The organism is Bacillus sp. HY001 (genome assembly GCF_007558965.1).
GTDB lineage: Bacteria > Bacillota > Bacilli > Bacillales > Bacillaceae_G > Bacillus_A > Bacillus_A mobilis.
This window is the reverse complement of the sequence record NZ_VLTE01000113.1, coordinates 1-16871: the sequence shown is the minus strand read 5'-3', so window position 1 is coordinate 16871 and position 16871 is coordinate 1. Positions and strand designations below refer to the sequence as shown.

Sequence of the window (16871 nt, the reverse complement as noted above, 5' to 3'; positions counted from 1 at the left end):
AAGCTCTCTAGCGCCGATGGTAGTTGGGACCTTGTCCCTGTGAGAGTAGGACGTCGCCAAGCAACTAAAAACACAAGTCTTTTGACTTGTGTTTTTTTGTGTTTTCAAACAGTACGTAAAAAGAAGTAATGATAATACAAACACGTTGCCCAAGGATTAATCATATTATATAAGAGATTGATGTATATTTTTCTGTAAATTGTTAAGGAATAGGAGTATAAAATATGTCCATTTAAATAGGGAGGGAAGGATATGAAATCGAAAAATGAAGTTTGTATTGTATGTGAGACAGAAAGAAAAGAAGGGATATATGTTTATAATAATTTAATATGTTATGAATGTGAAAAAGATATGGTGAATACGGAGACAAATGATCCGAAGTATATATATTATTTAAAACAGCTTCGGAAATTAGAAGTATCATATTTTTAAATAGGCATATGCCTATTATTTTTTTTGTTCTGTATAATAGAGAAAGAATGAAATAATAAGGAAGAGATATAGATGAATCAAAATCGCATACCTTTATATGAGGCATTAATAGAGTTTAAAGAAAGAGGGCCGTTGTCCTTTCATGTTCCAGGTCATAAAAATGGTTTAAACTTCCCTCAGGAGGCTGTAGAGGAGTTTAAAGATATACTATCTATCGATGTAACTGAGTTGTCAGGATTAGATGATTTACATAGTCCGTTTGAATGTATAGATGAGGCACAACAATTATTAGCTGACGTATATGAAGTGGAAAAAAGTTATTTTTTAATTAATGGTTCAACAGTAGGGAACTTAGCAATGATTTTGTCTTGTTGCGGGGAACATGACATTGTTCTTGTACAAAGAAATTGTCATAAATCGATTATTAATGGTTTAAAATTAGCGGGAGCAAATCCAATTTTTTTAGATCCATGGATTGACGAAGCTTATAACGTACCAGTGGGAATTCATGATGAAATTATTAAGGAAGCAATTGAAAAATATCCAAATGCTAAAGCACTTATTTTAACGCATCCTAATTATTATGGTATGGGGATGGATCTAGAGGCAAGCATCGCTTATGCACATGCACATCAAATCCCTGTTTTAGTAGATGAAGCACATGGAGCCCATTTTTGTTTAGGGGGAGCATTTCCAAAGTCAGCATTAGCATATGGTGCAGATATTGTAGTTCATTCTGCACATAAAACATTACCCGCCATGACGATGGGATCCTATTTACATATAAATAGTCGCCTAGTGAAAGAAGAAAAAGTTTCTACTTATTTAAGTATGCTACAATCTAGTAGTCCATCGTATCCAATTATGACTTCTCTTGATATTGCACGCTTTACAATAGCGCGTATAAAAGAAAAGGGCCATGATGAAATTGTCGCATTTTTACGGGGATTTAAAGAAGAATTGTGTTCTATTCCACAAATAGCTATTTTACAATATCCATTACAAGATGAGTTAAAGGTAACCGTACAGACACGTTGCCAGTTATCAGGATACGAATTACAGTCTGTATTTGAAAAGGTCGGTATATATACAGAAATGGCGGATCCATATAATGTCCTATTTATTTTGCCCTTGCAAGTAAATAAGGAGTATATGAAGGCTATAGAGATGATCCGAGAGGCATTGCAATATTATGAGGTGAAAGACAAGAAGGAATCTATTCGTTATACTTATAAAGGAGAAATTTCTCCTTTACCGTATACATATAAACAACTGGAAGGATATGAAACAAAAGTAGTATCTGTAGAAGAAGCAGTTGGGATGATAGCGGCAGAAATGGTGATTCCGTATCCACCTGGAATTCCATTGATTATGTATGGAGAAAGAATTACTTCAGAACATAAAGAGCAAATTATGTATTTAGAGAAAGCAGGCGCTCGTTTTCAAGGCAGTGCGAAATATATGAAAGTGTATGATATAGAAAGTGGGTTTTAGGATGAAGGGATTATTTGTAACAATTGAGGGTCCAGAAGGTTCTGGTAAGACAACGTTAATTCAAAGTTTATTGCCATACTTTGAACAAAAGGAACAGAAGGTAATGGCGACGAGAGAACCAGGTGGTATTGCAATTTCTGAGGATATTAGAACGATTTTACATAAACAAGAATATACGATGATGGAAGCACGTACAGAGGCGCTTCTGTATGCTGCTGCACGTAGACAACATTTGGTGGAAAAAGTTATGCCAGCGCTTAACGAGGACTACCTTGTATTATGTGACCGTTTTATAGATAGCTCTTTAGCGTATCAAGGATATGCAAGAGGATTAGGTATGGACAAAGTATTTGAAATCAATCGTTTCGCAACTGAGGACTGTATGCCTAGTCTAACGATTTACTTAGACATTGAACCAGAGATCGGTTTAGCCCGAATTGAAAAAGATGCAGGACGTGAAGTGAATCGATTAGATATGGAAGATATCTCTTTCCATAAACGTGTGCGTGAAGGATATTTACAAGTTGTAGAACGTTTCTCAGATCGTATTGTATTAGTAAATGCTGATCAACCAATGGAAAAACTTATAGAAGAAGTTGTTCAGATTATAGAAGATAAATTGTTATAATAGAAGGAAAGAATGAAATAAGTGAGGTATGCATTATGACGAAGACGTGGGAGCAGCTTTCTGCTATACAACCCATCGGTGTAAAAATGTTGATGAATAGCATTGCAAAAGAGCGTATATCCCACGCTTACTTGTTAGAGGGAGGGAAAGGGACAGGAAAGTTTGCGACGTCAATTCAAATGGCAAAGAGTTTCCTCTGTTCTCAGCGAAATGGGGTAGAGCCTTGTCATGTATGTACAAATTGTAAGCGAATTGATTCAGGTAACCACCCGAACTTACATATTGTAAAACCAGACGGATTATCTATTAAGAAGCAACAAATTCATGATTTACAAGAAGAATTTTCAAAAACAGGATTAGAGGCAAATAAAAAAGTATATATTATTGAGCACGCAGACCGCATGACAGCAAATGCAGCGAATACACTCTTGAAATTTTTAGAAGAACCGAGCAGTGATACAACAGCTATTTTACTTACTGAACAAAGTCATCAAATTTTAAATACGATTTTATCTCGCTGTCAAGTTGTTACATTTAGACCATTACCTACGGAATCTTTAATTAGAAGATTACAGGATGAAGGTATTACGGCATCTTTATCAACACTTGCTGCACAACTCACGAATAGTTTTGATGAAGCTTTAGCTTTATGTAGTGATGAATGGTTTGCACAAGCACGAGCTTTAGTGATAAAATTATGTGAAGCGCTCGAAAAGGATAAAGCCTCTATTTTTTTTGTACAAGAAAAATGGGGAAAACACTTTGGAGAGAAAGAACAATTACAGCAAGGTTTAGATATGTTACTCCTTATTTATAAGGATTTATTATATGTTCAACTTGGAGAAGAAGATCGTCTTGTTTTTCATGAGCAGAAAGAGATGTTTGAATCTTTCTCCTATGCTCAGAAGCGCATTGTATCAGCTCTCTTTAATATATTAGAGGCAAAAAATAGAATCAACGCTAATGTAAATGCGCAGCTTGTGTTCGAACAGTTAGTGTTGCGGTTGCAGGAGGGATGACCGTTTTGTATGATGTAGTAGGTGTTCGCTTTAAGAAGGCCGGAAAGGTGTACTATTTTGATCCGAACCAGTTCGATATCTCTGAAAATGAGTTTGTAATTGTAGAAACGGTAAGAGGTATTGAATACGGAAAAGTAGTTATTACCAAAAAGCAAGTTGATGAAAACGACGTTGTATTACCGCTAAAAAAGGTTATTCGTATTGCAAATGAAAATGATCGTACCATTGTTGAAGAGAACAAACATGCTGCGAAAGAAGCATATCAAGTTTGTCAGCAAAAGGTAGTAGAGCATAATCTTGATATGAAACTTGTAGATGTAGAGTATACGTTCGATCGTAATAAGATTATTTTCTACTTTACTGCGGATGGTCGGATTGATTTCCGAGAACTGGTGAAGGACTTAGCAGCAATTTTTAGGACAAGAATTGAACTAAGACAAATTGGTGTTCGTGATGAAGCGAAGATGCTTGGTGGTATTGGTCCGTGTGGTCGTATGCTTTGTTGTTCTACTTTTTTAGGTGATTTTGAACCTGTATCTATTAAGATGGCAAAGGATCAAAATTTATCATTAAATCCTGCAAAAATCTCTGGTTTATGTGGTCGTTTAATGTGTTGCTTAAAATATGAGAATGATGAATATGAGGCAGCAAAGGAACAACTTCCTGATTTAGATCAACGTATACAAACCCCGCATGGTACTGGCCGTGTTATCGGATTAAATATTTTAGAAAGATTAATTCAAGTGGAACTAGTAGACAAGGAACGGATAGTAGAATATACGTTAGATGAGTTAGTGAATAAAGGGGTCGTTTCGAGTCAAACCACAGATTAATGAGGTGGGTGCTTGTGGAGAAAAAAGATATTTTTGCATCGGTTTCTAGTATGGAAGAGCAAATTGGACATTTATACAAACAGTTGGGAGAATTAAAACAACATCTTGCAGAGTTGTTGGAAGAAAACCAACATATAAAAATGGAAAATGAAAATTTGCGACACCGTTTTGAAGAAGTGCAGATTAAAGAAAAACAAAAAACTCAAAAACGTAAAGAAGTGAAGCCGAAGACAGCTGATATTGGTGAAGGCTACGATAATTTAGCAAGACTATATCAAGAAGGTTTTCATATTTGTAATCTGCATTATGGAAGTGTACGTAAAGAGGGAGATTGTTTATTCTGCCTGTCATTTTTAAATAAAAAGTGAAATTACCTTTCCAATGATAATTGGAAAGGTAATTTTTTATACATGAGAGTAGAATGAAATATGTTTTTTATTAGTAGAAGATGAAATAGGGTAGGTTAAGTGTAAGAAAAGGAGTAACATATGAATTTATATGAAGATGAACGTTTAGATTACTTATTAGCGCAAGATATGAAGATCGTACAAAGCCCATCAGTATTTAATTTTTCGTTAGATGCTGTTTTACTTGCAGATTTTGCTTGGGTACCAATTCAAAAAGGTAATTTACTTGATTTGTGTACAGGTAATGCAGTTGTGCCTCTTCTATTAAGTACAAGAACGAAAGGGAATATTACAGGTGTGGAGATTCAAGAACGTTTATATGATATGGGAATCAGAAGCGTTCAATACAATAAGTTAGAAGAAAGAATTCACTTAATACACGGGGATTTGAAAGATATGCCGGAGAAACTTGGACGTCATCAGTATGATGTTGTCACATGTAATCCGCCTTATTTTCAAACACCTGCAACGTCTGAGAAAAATATGAATGAACATTTAGCGATAGCTCGTCATGAAATTATGTGTACATTAGAGGATGTTGTATCTGCAAGTAGTCAGCTAGTAAAGCAAGGCGGAAAAGTAGCATTTGTACATCGTCCAGGCCGTTTACTAGATATTGTTACATTAATGCGTAAATATAAAATTGAACCAAAACGTGTACGGTTTGTTTATCCAAAGGCAGGGAAAGAAGCAAATACGTTGTTAATTGAAGGAATTAAGGACGGAAACGCAGATTTAAAAATATTGCCACCTCTTTTTGTATATGAAGAAAATAATGAATATACAAAGGAGATTCGTTCAATTTTATATGGAGAAGAATAAGCATTATTTTTATGTAGTAGTGTGCTCTGATGGAAGTTATTATGCTGGATATACAAATCATATAGAGAAGCGGATTCAGACACATAATAGTGGAAAGGGAGCTAGGTATACGCGTGCTAGACTTCCAGTTGTTTTAAAATATGTAGAATTTCATGAAGATAAGCGTACAGCTATGCAAGCAGAGTACTATTTTAAGCAATTAAATAGAAAACAAAAAGAAGAATATATGCAAAAAGGAGAACGCTATGTGGCAACAAAAAAGCTTTCAACAAAATGAAAAGGGAGTTTTATATTTAGTACCAACTCCTATTGGAAATTTAGAAGATATGACATTTCGTGCAATCCGAATTTTAAAAGAAGCTGATTTAATTGCTGCTGAAGATACGAGACAAACGAAAAAACTTTGTAATTACTTCGAAATTGAAACACCTGTTATGAGTTACCATGAGCATAATAAGGAAGTAAGTGGGAAGAAAATATTAGATAAGTTAGACGAAGGAAAGACAGTAGCGCTTGTTAGTGATGCTGGTATGCCTTGTATTTCCGATCCAGGTTACGATATTGTTGTAGAGGCTGTAGCGGAACAGTATCATGTTATCCCGCTTCCTGGGGCAAATGCAGCCCTTACAGCGTTAATTGCGTCAGGTCTTGAAACAAAACAATTTTATTTCTATGGATTTTTACAAAGAAATAAAAAAGAAAGAAAAATGGAGTTAGAAAAGCTTCGTTATGTACAAACTACAATGATGTTTTATGAAGCGCCTCATCGTTTAGATGATACTTTAATCTCGATGCAAGAAGTGCTGGGAAATAGAGAAATTGTATTATGTCGAGAGTTAACGAAAAAATTCGAGGAATTTATTCGTGGAACAGTCGAGGAAGCAATTGAGTGGACGAAACAAAATGAAGTTCGTGGTGAGTTTTGTATTTTAGTAGCTGGCTCAACGGAAGAACCTGCTCCAGAAGAACAATGGTGGGAATCTATTTCGGTATATGATCATATTGAACATTATATAAACGAAAAAGGTATGAATTCAAAAGAGGCGATAAAAACAGTCGCTAAAGATCGAGATTTGTCGAAACGCGATGTATATCAAATCTATCATGTCGATAAAAAATAAGCTTCTCATAATTGAGAAGCTTATTTTGCTGTTTCGATATAATCTTGAAGTTCGTTTAAGATTTGCTCAGCGCCTTCTTTGCTTAAGATAATTTTACCTTCAGCTAAAGATAGGTTACCATCAGATACTTCACCAGTTACTTGGCAAGTCATGTTTGGCTTATATTTTTTTAAGATGATTTTCTCGTCATCAACGTAGATTTCAAGAGCATCCTTTTCTGCAATACCTAAAGTACGGCGTAATTCGATTGGAATTACTACACGACCTAATTCATCAACTTTACGAACGATACCAGTAGATTTCATAATTCTTTTCCTCCTAAAGAAATAGTTTATAAGTTTCGAGTCTATTTTCTAGATTCATCATTTTTCGACAAAATACCCTATGGACATATGATACCAATCATTTACATTTCCGTCAATTCTTAAATTCTATATTTTTTAAAAAGATTTATAGATTTCTTACTTCTTATATATAATAGAATGTGAGTAATTTCTACTATTATTTCACTTTGTTTTCAGAAAAATTTATAAATTTAAGTGAAGATTGTATATTTTCTCGAAATATGAGTAATAGATGATAAAGGCACTAGATACTAACTTGTTTTTTATCCCGCGTTAACGAGCAGTCAGATTCCCATTTCAAACCTCGGTTGGAAGAAAGAAGTCAAGTGGGGATCTGACTGCTCGTAAAAGCCCAATTGATGCGGGCCAATAATCCGCGGGAGTGAACAAAACCCCACAGATTAAAGTTTCACTTTATATATAAGTTTTTGATATACTGTTTATAAATACATATGAGGTTATTCGGGAGGTCCAAAACAATGACAGAGGAAAACAAGTCCTTTTATATTACTACCCCAATTTATTATCCAAGTGGAAAATTACACATTGGACATGCTTATACGACAGTAGCAGGAGATGCGATGGCACGATATAAGCGTATGCAAGGATATAATGTTCATTATTTAACAGGAACTGATGAACATGGACAGAAGATCCAAAAGAAAGCAGAAGAATTAAACGTTACACCACAAGCATATGTGGATAACATCGTTGCAGGAATTAAAGAACTTTGGGAGAAGATGGATATCTCTTATGATGATTTTATTCGTACAACTGAAGATCGTCATAAAGATGTTGTTGAAAAAATCTTCAAGCAACTAGTAGATCAAGGTGATATTTATCTTGATGAATATGAAGGTTGGTATTCTGTACAAGATGAAACATTCTATACGGCACATCAATTAGTAGATCCAATTATGGAAGGTGACAAAGTAGTTGGAGGAAAAAGCCCAGATAGTGGTCATGATGTAGAACTTGTTCGTGAAGAATCGTATTTCTTTAGAATGGGTAAATATGTCGACAGACTATTAAAATTCTATGAAGATAATCCACATTTCATTCAGCCAGAGTCTCGTAAAAATGAAATGATTAATAACTTCATTAAACCAGGATTAGAAGATTTAGCTGTTTCTCGTACTTCATTTGACTGGGGAGTTCGTGTTCCAGGTAACCCAAAACACGTTATTTACGTATGGGTTGACGCATTATCTAACTACATTACAGCATTAGGTTATGGAACAGAGAATGAAGAGATGTATAAGAAGTTCTGGCCGGCTGATGTGCACTTAGTTGGAAAAGAAATCGTTCGTTTCCATACAATTTATTGGCCAATCATTTTAATGGCATTAGATTTACCTCTTCCGAAAAAAGTCTTTGCTCATGGTTGGATTTTAATGAAGGATGGAAAGATGAGTAAGTCAAAAGGGAACGTAGTAGATCCAGTTACATTAATCGATCGTTACGGATTAGATGCATTACGTTATTACTTACTTCGTGAAGTTCCATTCGGATCTGATGGCGTATTCACACCAGAAGGATTCGTGGAGCGTATTAATTTCGATTTAGCAAATGACTTAGGTAACTTATTGAATCGTACAGTAGCTATGATTGATAAGTACTTTAACGGAGAAATCCCTGCATTTAAAGCAAATGTAACGGAATTCGATGAAACGTTAGTAACGTTTGCACAGGATACATTGAAAAAAGTAGAAGAAGCAATGGAGAATATGGAATTCTCTGTAGCGTTAAGCTCAATTTGGCAATTGGTTAGCCGTACGAATAAATATATTGATGAAACACAACCTTGGGTATTAGCAAAAGATGAGAATGATCGTGAAAAGTTAGCTTCTGTAATGGCCCATTTAGCAGAAGTACTTCGTCAAACAGGTATTATGCTTATGCCATTCTTAACAGTAGCACCAAGCAAGATGTTTGCTCAGCTTGGCCTTACTGATGAAGCGCATAAGTCTTGGGAAAGTCTATCTACAGTTGGCTGTATTCCAGCTGGAACAAAAGTAGAAAAGGGACAACCAATTTTCCCACGTTTAGAAATGGAAGTAGAGGTAGAGTACATTAAAGAACAAATGAAAGCCTCTGCTCCTAAAGTAGAAGAGAAAAAAGAAGAAGAACCGAAGGCAGAAGAAATTACAATTGATGATTTCTTTAAAGTAGAATTACGCGTAGCTGAAGTATTATCTGCTGAGCCTGTGAAAAAAGCAGATAAGTTGTTAAAAATCCAGCTAGATTTAGGTACAGAAAAGCGTCAAGTTGTTTCTGGAATTGCAAAATTCTATTCACCAGAAGACCTAAAAGGTAAAAAGGTTATTTGTGTAACAAACTTAAAACCTGTAAAATTACGCGGTGAATTATCACAAGGTATGATTTTAGCGGGTGAAGAGAATGGCGTATTGTCATTAGCAACAATTGACCAAAATCTACCAAATGGTACAAAAATTAAGTAATTAAGACAAGAAAAGAGATGTTTCACGTGTAACATGTGTGAAGCGTCTTTTTTCTTTTTACACTCTCAATTTTTGCATTAAGATTGTAGTATTGTTATCGTTAAGTTAGTAAAGGGCTTATTTGTGTAGAATAAACTTGATTTCAATATAAAAGGAGTTATGTATGATGTTGTTTGATACACATTCACATTTGAATGCAGAGCAATTTGAAGAAGATTTGCAAGAAGTTATTGCGCGAATGAAAGAAGCGGGAGTTACTTATACAGTTGTTGTTGGTTTTGATGAAGTAACGATCAAAAAGGCGATTGAATTAGCTGAAACTTATGATTTTATTTACGCTGCAGTTGGATGGCATCCAGTTGATGCAATCGACATGACGGAAGAACATTTAGCTTGGTTAGAAGAACTTGCTTCCCATCCTAAAGTTGTTGCACTTGGAGAAATGGGCTTAGATTATCACTGGGATAAGTCTCCAAAAGAAATACAGAAGGAAGTATTCCGTAAACAAATTGCATTAGCCAAAAAGGTGAAATTGCCGATTATTATACATAACCGTGATGCAACTCAAGATATTGTTGATATTCTAGAAGAAGAGAATGCGGCTGAAGTGGGAGGCATTATGCATTGCTTTAGTGGCAGCGTAGAAGTAGCAGAGCGATGTGTTGATATGAACTTTTTAATTTCGTTAGGCGGACCAGTTACATTTAAAAATGCTAAGAAACCGAAAGAGGTTGCTGCGGAGATTCCGTTAGAGAAATTGTTAATAGAGACGGACTGTCCATATTTAACACCACATCCATTTCGAGGGAAACGAAATGAACCGAGTTATGTAAAACTTGTAGCAGAAGAAATTGCGAACTTAAAAGGAATTTCTTATGAAGAAGTAGCAGAAGTAACAACAAAAAATGCAAAAGCTTTATTTGGTGTTGAATAAAAAGGAGTGGGAGAACCCATTCTTTTTTTTATTTTTGTGAAAAAAGAAGGGCGAATGAGGAAGTGTTACAATAAGGAGGGAGAAGAAAGTTTTGGACATTCTATTTTTTAAAATGTAAGAATGGGGAAAATAATAATGGAAAAGTCGTCATTTTTTTGTTTTACTAAGTAGAGACGAAACGAGTGTGGAGGCAAGCATGAAAATTAAAGAGATTATCGTTGTAGAAGGTAAAGATGATACAGTGGCGATTAAGCGTGCTGTTGATGCGGATACAATTGAAACGAACGGTTCAGCAATCGGTGATCATGTTATTGAGCAAGTTAAATTAGCGCTGCAAAAAAGAGGCGTTATTATTTTTACAGATCCGGATTATCCTGGAGAACGTATTCGAAAAATTATTTCTGATAAGGTTCCTGGATGTAAACATGCTTTTTTACCGAAGGAAGAAGCACTTGCTAAAAGGAAAAAAGGTGTCGGAATTGAGCATGCTTCTAATGAATCAATTCGCCGTGCTTTAGAGAATATACATGAAGAAATGGAAGCTTACACAAGTGAAATTAGTTGGAGCGATCTAGTCGATGCAGGCTTAGTGGGCGGAGAAATGGCAAAGAGTCGCAGAGAAAGAATGGGTAAGCTATTAAAGATTGGTTATACAAACGCAAAACAGTTACATAAACGTTTACAAATGTTTCAAGTTTCAAAAGAAGCATTTGCAGAAGCTTATAAGCAAGTCATACAGGAGGAAAGAAAATGAAGGATATCGCAACGCCAAATCGTACGAAAGATATTGTTGAAAAGTACGGATTCTCATTCAAAAAAAGTTTAGGACAAAATTTTTTAATTGATACGAATGTATTAAATCGTATCGTTGATCATGCTGAAATTGGTTCAGAAAGTGGTGCAATTGAAATTGGACCAGGTATCGGTGCATTAACAGAACAATTAGCGAAGCGTGCTAAAAAAGTAGTAGCTTTTGAAATTGATCAGAGATTATTACCGATTTTAGATGAGACGTTAGCTCCATATAGCAACGTTACAGTTATCAATAAAGATGTATTAAAGGCAGATGTCCATGAGGTGTTTAGTGAGCAATTTGAGGAAGGGCAAGATGTAATGGTAGTAGCTAATTTACCGTACTATATTACAACGCCAATTTTATTTAAATTGCTGGAAGAGAAATTACCGGTTCGCGGATTTGTTGTTATGATGCAAAAAGAAGTGGGAGATCGTTTAGCTGCTAAGCCTGGAACGAAAGAGTATGGTTCTTTATCCATTGCTATTCAGTATTATACAGAGGTAGAAACGGTTATGACTGTACCGCGTACAGTGTTTGTGCCACAACCAAATGTTGATTCTGCGATTATTCGTCTTCTGAAGCGTCCGAAACCAGTTGTAGAAGTAACAGATGAGATATTCTTCTTTGAAGTAGTACGAGCAAGTTTTGCACAGCGTCGTAAAACTTTAATGAATAATTTATCAAATAATTTAAATGGTTTCCCGAAAGATAAAGAGCTGTTGGATCGAATTTTAACAGAAGTAGGAATTGATCCGAAACGAAGAGGCGAAACGCTATCTATCGAGGAGTTTGCAACATTAAGTAATGCATTAGTTCTTCATAAATTGTCATAAGAATACAAAAGGGACAGTTCAACTTGAACTGTCCCTTTTGTCACCTTTCCTCTCCTACATTCATACTTTAAAAACAGGTAAGATGGCCTAACGAGTTTGGAGGTAGGAGAATGGCTTTACATGTTGGAGAATTAGTGGAACGATATTCTCATAAGAGGGATATTCTTTTTCGTATTATAGAAATAAAAGGCGAGATAGCTATATTATTTGGAGAGGAAATTAGACTGGTGGCAGATGCGCCACTTGAAGATTTAGTTAGTATAGATCAACGAGAACATAAAAAAAGAGCAAAGCGTGAGAAGGAAACGATGGAGCGTACGTATCGTTTGTTTCAACAAGATTATGTATTAATGAAACAAAGGCATGAACACACTTCAACGGGTGGATACACAAGTGAGGTGAATTATTTTCAAATGCCAGGACGTGTATTGCATATAGATGGAGACCCGTTATATTTGCGCAAGTGCTTAGATTTATATAATAAAATTGGTGTTCCTGTACAAGGTATTCATTGTAAAGAAACAGAGATGCATGAAAAGGTAGTAGATTTAATAGATCATTTTCGCCCGGACATTTTAGTCATTACAGGGCACGATGCATATACAAAATCAAAAGGGGTAAAGGGAGATTTAGCAGCATATAGACATTCAAGGCATTTTGTACAGGCTGTTCGAGAAGTGAGAAAAAAATATCCATCATTGGATCAACTCGTTATTTTTGCCGGGGCATGCCAATCACACTTTGAAGCATTAATTCGAGCTGGCGCTAATTTTGCTAGTTCACCATCTAGAATTAATATTCACGCACTAGATCCTGTATATGTGGTGGGCAAAATTAGTTTTACGTCATTTATGGAGAGAGTCAATGTATGGGATGTTGTACGTAATACGATTACTGGCGAGAAGGGACTTGGCGGAATTGAAACGAGGGGAATTTTACGAACCGGATTACCCTTTCAACATTATGAAGAATAAGCAAGGTACATATGTATCTTGCTTTTTTGTATGGGAAGGATTTAAATCAGCTTGGATAAAAAGAGAGAAGAACGCACAGACTACATAATGATACTTTTACAATATAGTATTTCTTTTATCTATTCGAACGCATAATGCTTTTATAATGATATTGTCTGTGAGTTGCGGTTAATAATTGGGATAGATATATCGTGTTTTAAGTGTTCAATCTAAATTACAGCGAGGTGTAACGAAGTATATGTCAAAACGTTTAGATGAAATTAAAAGCGAATTAGATCACCATCTTGGAGAGAGACTGATGTTAAAGGCAAATAGTGGGAGAAGAAAAACAGTAGAACAATCAGGTGTACTTGCAGAAACGTACCGTTCTGTTTTTGTTGTACAATTGGATCAGCAAGAAGATGCGTTACAACGTGTATCATATAGCTATGCGGATGTTTTAACAGAGACAGTAGAGTTAACATTTTATGGTGAACCTCATAATGAAGTGATTTTATAATTGATGTAACGTTACATATATTCCCACAAATGAAAAGCTATATTATTTTGCATACTAATTATACCGTAGCAAAATAAGGAGGGACTCTGCATTGAGTAGACGAAGAGGTGTCATGTCAAATCAATTTAAAGAAGAGCTTGCAAAAGAGCTAGGCTTTTATGATGTTGTTCAGAAAGAAGGATGGGGCGGAATTCGTGCGAAAGATGCTGGTAACATGGTGAAACGTGCTATAGAAATTGCAGAACAGCAATTAATGAAACAAAACCAGTAGTTATAAGATACTTTCTATGCTACGGTAGCCGAGGAGTGATTCCTCGGCTTTTTGTACTCTAAAAGGTGCCATCATTTTACATAAGTAGTTTCATTCTGAATGCTTTTCGTTATAATTAGGGAAGTGTCATCGTCTTACTATAAATTTATGGTAAAATAAACGATAAAAGATTGAGTACATAGAGTGGGTGAATAGATTGAAGCTACTAGTGAAAGCACCAGCAAAGATTAATCTGTCGTTAGATGTACTGGGAAAAAGACAAGACGGATATCATGAAGTGAAAATGATTATGACAACAATTGATTTAGCGGATCGTTTAGAACTAATGGAATTAGCAGAAGACCGTATTGAAATTTTATCCCATAATCGGTATGTCCCAGACGACCAAAGAAATTTAGCTTATCAAGCAGCGAGATTATTAAAAGAGAAGTTTAATGTAAAAAAAGGCGTATCTATTACTATTGAAAAAACGATTCCAGTAGCAGCTGGATTAGCAGGTGGAAGTAGTGATGCAGCAGCGACATTACGTGGCCTTAATAAATTATGGAATTTAGGGCTTACAATTGACCAGTTAGCAGAGCTTGGCGCAGAAATCGGATCAGATGTATCGTTTTGCGTATATGGTGGGACAGCAATTGCCACTGGAAGAGGAGAGCAAATTGAGCACATAAAAACTCCACCTTCTTGTTGGGTTATTTTAGCAAAACCCCATATTGGTGTATCTACTGCTGATGTGTATGGAAATTTAAAGTTAAATCGAGTTACACATCCAAATGTAGATAAAATGGTTGATGTCATAAATGCCGGGGATTACAAAGGGATTTGTGATACTGTTGGTAACGTTTTAGAAGATGTAACGTTTGCGATGCATCCTGAAGTTGCACGTATTAAGGCACAGATGAAGCGATTTGGGGCGGATGCCGTATTAATGAGTGGAAGTGGCCCAACCGTATTTGGCCTTGTGCACCATGATTCGCGAATGCATCGTATATATAACGGATTAAAAGGATTTTGTGAACAAGTATATGCAGTACGTTTATTGGGAGAGCGAGAAACGCTTGAATAAAGACGTATAATACGTTATGATTTGTTTAGAATATTCGTGATTTGAGGTGGGAGTATGAAAATTAGACGAAGTACAAGATTAGTCGATATGACGTATTACTTGTTACAAAATCCTCGTCAGCTAGTTTCTCTCACTTTTTTTGCTGAAAGGTATCAATCAGCTAAGTCTTCCATTAGTGAAGATTTAGTTATTATTAAGCAAACGTTTGAACAACAAGGGGTCGGCACATTGCAAACGATACCAGGAGCAGCAGGAGGAGTGAAATATATACCATATATAAGTGCGGAAGAGGCAGATCTCATTATTGGAGAGCTTTGTAGCCTATTTGAAAATCCAGGTCGTATTTTACCCGGTGGTTACTTATATATGACAGATCTTTTAAGTAATCCTCGTCATATTAATGGCGCAGGTCGTTTGTTTGCTTCTGTTTTTGCTAGGCAACCAATTGATGCGGTTATGACGGTGGCAACGAAGGGGATTCCACTTGCTTATGCGGTGGCAAATTACTTAGATGTACCGGTAGTAATTGCAAGAAAAGATAATAAGGTAACAGAAGGCCCAACTGTTAGTATTAACTATGTATCAGGTTCTTCTAAGCGAATTCAAACAATGACGTTAGCAAAGCGTAGTCTTCCAGAAGGATCAAATGTTTTAATTATTGATGACTTCATGAAAGCTGGCGGGACAATTCAAGGTATGATGAGTATGTTAGAAGAGTTTAAGGCTAATGTTGTTGGTATTGGTGTATTAGTAGAATCCACGGATATCGAAGAAAGACTAATTAATAATTTTGTATCATTAATTCGCCTATCAGAAGTTGATGTGAAAGAAAAAGCGATTCAAGTGGAAAAGGGAAATTATTCACTGGCACCATTTGATGAAGGGCTTGTAGAGGCTGAGTAAAAAGGTAAAGCAGATCGCTTTATCTTTTTTTTATTCTATTTATAAATTATAAAATAGATGGACAAACTGCTTTTCGTGCACTATTTTTAAAGAGTAAAAATAAATAATAAAAGGGTGGAAAAATATGAAAGTTGTTCAAACAAGCAATGCACCACAAGCAATTGGACCATATTCACAAGGGATTATTGTAAATAATATGTTTTACAGTTCAGGACAAATTCCATTAACTGCAAGCGGAGAGCTTGTAGCAGGAGACGTGACAGTACAAACAGAGCAAGTATTTCAAAATTTACAAGCGGTATTAGAAGAAGCAGGTGCTTCATTTGATTCAGTAGTAAAAACAACAGTATTCTTAAAAGATATGGATGATTTTAATGCTGTTAATGACGTATACGGCTCTTATTTCTCTACTCATAAGCCAGCTCGTTCTTGTGTACAAGTAGCAAAATTACCGAAAGATGTTTCAGTTGAAATCGAAGTAATTGCCCTAGTTAAGTAGTTCTTTGTAAGCGATAACCTCCACTAATCTCTATATTCAATTACATTAAAAATTTTTATCTTAAAAATTTTTAAAAAATTAAAGGGAAAATAGAAAATTTGTGGAATTTATACAAATATATCGCTTATTTAGAAAAGGGTGGTGAACACAAGATGGAAGTGACTGACGTAAGATTACGCCGCGTAAACACAGAAGGCCGCATGAGAGCAATTGCCTCTATTACTCTAGACCATGAATTTGTTGTTCATGATATTCGTGTAATTGATGGTAATAATGGATTATTTGTAGCAATGCCAAGTAAACGTACTCCAGATGGAGAATTCCGTGACATTGCACATCCAATTAATTCTGGTACACGCTCTAAAATTCAAGATGCGGTTTTAACAGAGTATCATCGTTTAGGCGAGTTAGAAGAGGTTGAGTTTGAAGAAGCGGGTGCTTCGTAAAATTCGAATGAAAAGGGCTTTTTAAAGAAAGCCCTATAATTTTGCAACAAACTCCTGTAAGCATTTACAGGAGTTTGTTTTTTTTTTT

The 16871-nt window shown here is 35.5% G+C and carries 21 protein-coding genes; 20 read left to right on the top strand and 1 reads right to left on the bottom strand.

Translation table 11 applies throughout. The annotated features are described in order from the left end of the window. Positions 1–252 precede the first annotated feature (252 nt). The 9 genes from FOT98_RS28505 to rsmI all read left to right on the top strand — a co-directional run bounded on the left by FOT98_RS28505 (position 253) and on the right by rsmI (position 6756). A complete protein-coding gene (locus FOT98_RS28505) occupies positions 253–432 on the top strand; it encodes a sigma factor G inhibitor Gin (protein ID WP_061678926.1) in 180 nt (59 codons plus the stop codon). A 72-nt stretch (positions 433–504) separates the two neighbouring features. Further along, positions 505–1926, top strand: coding sequence for an aminotransferase class I/II-fold pyridoxal phosphate-dependent enzyme (locus FOT98_RS28500; RefSeq protein ID WP_063262625.1), 1422 nt, complete (start codon positions 505–507; stop codon positions 1924–1926). Position 1927: 1 nt separating this feature from the next. Further along, entirely contained in the window at positions 1928–2554 is a 627-nt protein-coding gene (gene tmk, locus FOT98_RS28495) for a dTMP kinase (RefSeq protein WP_061678924.1), read from the top strand. Positions 2555–2589: 35 nt separating this feature from the next. Beyond that, entirely contained in the window at positions 2590–3573 is a 984-nt protein-coding gene (gene holB, locus FOT98_RS28490; protein WP_063262626.1) for a DNA polymerase III subunit delta', read from the top strand. A gap of 5 nt (positions 3574–3578) precedes the next feature. Next, positions 3579–4406, top strand: coding sequence for a PSP1 domain-containing protein (locus FOT98_RS28485; protein ID WP_000272429.1), 828 nt, complete (start codon positions 3579–3581; stop codon positions 4404–4406). A gap of 14 nt (positions 4407–4420) precedes the next feature. Further along, a complete protein-coding gene (gene yabA, locus FOT98_RS28480) occupies positions 4421–4774 on the top strand; it encodes a DNA replication initiation control protein YabA (RefSeq protein ID WP_000412055.1) in 354 nt (117 codons plus the stop codon). A gap of 120 nt (positions 4775–4894) precedes the next feature. Continuing rightward, a complete protein-coding gene (locus FOT98_RS28475; RefSeq protein ID WP_061678923.1) occupies positions 4895–5635 on the top strand; it encodes a tRNA1(Val) (adenine(37)-N6)-methyltransferase in 741 nt (246 codons plus the stop codon). After that, positions 5622–5912: a GIY-YIG nuclease family protein gene (locus tag FOT98_RS28470; protein ID WP_063262627.1), complete on the top strand. Its 291-nt coding sequence runs from the start codon at positions 5622–5624 to the stop codon at positions 5910–5912. The genes FOT98_RS28475 and FOT98_RS28470 overlap by 14 nt, the downstream gene beginning before the upstream one ends. Then, complete coding sequence (gene rsmI / locus FOT98_RS28465; RefSeq protein ID WP_061678921.1) at positions 5881–6756, top strand: 16S rRNA (cytidine(1402)-2'-O)-methyltransferase; 876 nt, start codon at positions 5881–5883, stop codon at positions 6754–6756. Before FOT98_RS28470 ends, rsmI begins: the two co-directional genes overlap by 32 nt. Before the next feature lie 20 nt (positions 6757–6776). On the opposite strand, the gene FOT98_RS28460 is transcribed toward rsmI, so the two are convergent. Then, on the bottom strand, positions 6777–7061 hold the full coding sequence (locus tag FOT98_RS28460; RefSeq protein WP_000843036.1) for a transition state genes transcriptional regulator AbrB: 285 nt from the start codon (positions 7059–7061) through the stop codon (positions 6777–6779). 518 nt (positions 7062–7579) lie between these two features. On the opposite strand from FOT98_RS28460, the gene metG reads away from it, so the two are divergent. From metG to spoVG, 11 genes are all read left to right on the top strand, one after another. Further along, positions 7580–9562 carry a methionine--tRNA ligase gene (gene metG, locus FOT98_RS28455; RefSeq protein WP_000134145.1) on the top strand — a complete coding sequence of 661 codons (1983 nt, stop codon included), beginning with the start codon at positions 7580–7582 and terminating at the stop codon, positions 9560–9562. Between the two features lie 166 nt (positions 9563–9728). After that, entirely contained in the window at positions 9729–10496 is a 768-nt protein-coding gene (locus FOT98_RS28450) for a TatD family hydrolase (RefSeq protein ID WP_061678920.1), read from the top strand. A 196-nt stretch (positions 10497–10692) separates the two neighbouring features. Continuing rightward, positions 10693–11250, top strand: coding sequence for a ribonuclease M5 (gene rnmV / locus FOT98_RS28445; protein ID WP_048562636.1), 558 nt, complete (start codon positions 10693–10695; stop codon positions 11248–11250). Further along, on the top strand, positions 11247–12125 hold the full coding sequence (gene rsmA, locus FOT98_RS28440; RefSeq protein WP_063262628.1) for a 16S rRNA (adenine(1518)-N(6)/adenine(1519)-N(6))-dimethyltransferase RsmA: 879 nt from the start codon (positions 11247–11249) through the stop codon (positions 12123–12125). Before rnmV ends, rsmA begins: the two co-directional genes overlap by 4 nt. Positions 12126–12235: 110 nt before the next feature. Continuing rightward, positions 12236–13099, top strand: coding sequence for a sporulation peptidase YabG (yabG, locus tag FOT98_RS28435; RefSeq protein WP_061678918.1), 864 nt, complete (start codon positions 12236–12238; stop codon positions 13097–13099). A 238-nt stretch (positions 13100–13337) separates the two neighbouring features. Then, positions 13338–13598: a biofilm formation stimulator Veg gene (gene veg, locus FOT98_RS28430; protein ID WP_061678917.1), complete on the top strand. Its 261-nt coding sequence runs from the start codon at positions 13338–13340 to the stop codon at positions 13596–13598. Between the two features lie 91 nt (positions 13599–13689). Beyond that, positions 13690–13869 carry an acid-soluble spore protein SspF gene (sspF, locus tag FOT98_RS28425; RefSeq protein ID WP_001985066.1) on the top strand — a complete coding sequence of 60 codons (180 nt, stop codon included), beginning with the start codon at positions 13690–13692 and terminating at the stop codon, positions 13867–13869. A 196-nt stretch (positions 13870–14065) separates the two neighbouring features. Further along, positions 14066–14935, top strand: coding sequence for a 4-(cytidine 5'-diphospho)-2-C-methyl-D-erythritol kinase (gene ispE, locus FOT98_RS28420; protein ID WP_000772099.1), 870 nt, complete (start codon positions 14066–14068; stop codon positions 14933–14935). Positions 14936–14989: 54 nt separating this feature from the next. Then, positions 14990–15838, top strand: a complete 849-nt coding sequence (gene purR / locus FOT98_RS28415) for a pur operon repressor (RefSeq protein WP_061678916.1) — start codon at positions 14990–14992, stop codon at positions 15836–15838. A 124-nt stretch (positions 15839–15962) separates the two neighbouring features. Then, positions 15963–16337, top strand: coding sequence for a RidA family protein (locus tag FOT98_RS28410; protein WP_048542187.1), 375 nt, complete (start codon positions 15963–15965; stop codon positions 16335–16337). Between the two features lie 152 nt (positions 16338–16489). After that, the gene (gene spoVG / locus FOT98_RS28405; protein ID WP_000454041.1) at positions 16490–16783 is read left to right on the top strand and encodes a septation regulator SpoVG; all 294 of its coding nucleotides are present in this window, start codon (positions 16490–16492) and stop codon (positions 16781–16783) included. Positions 16784–16871: the final 88 nt, after the last annotated feature.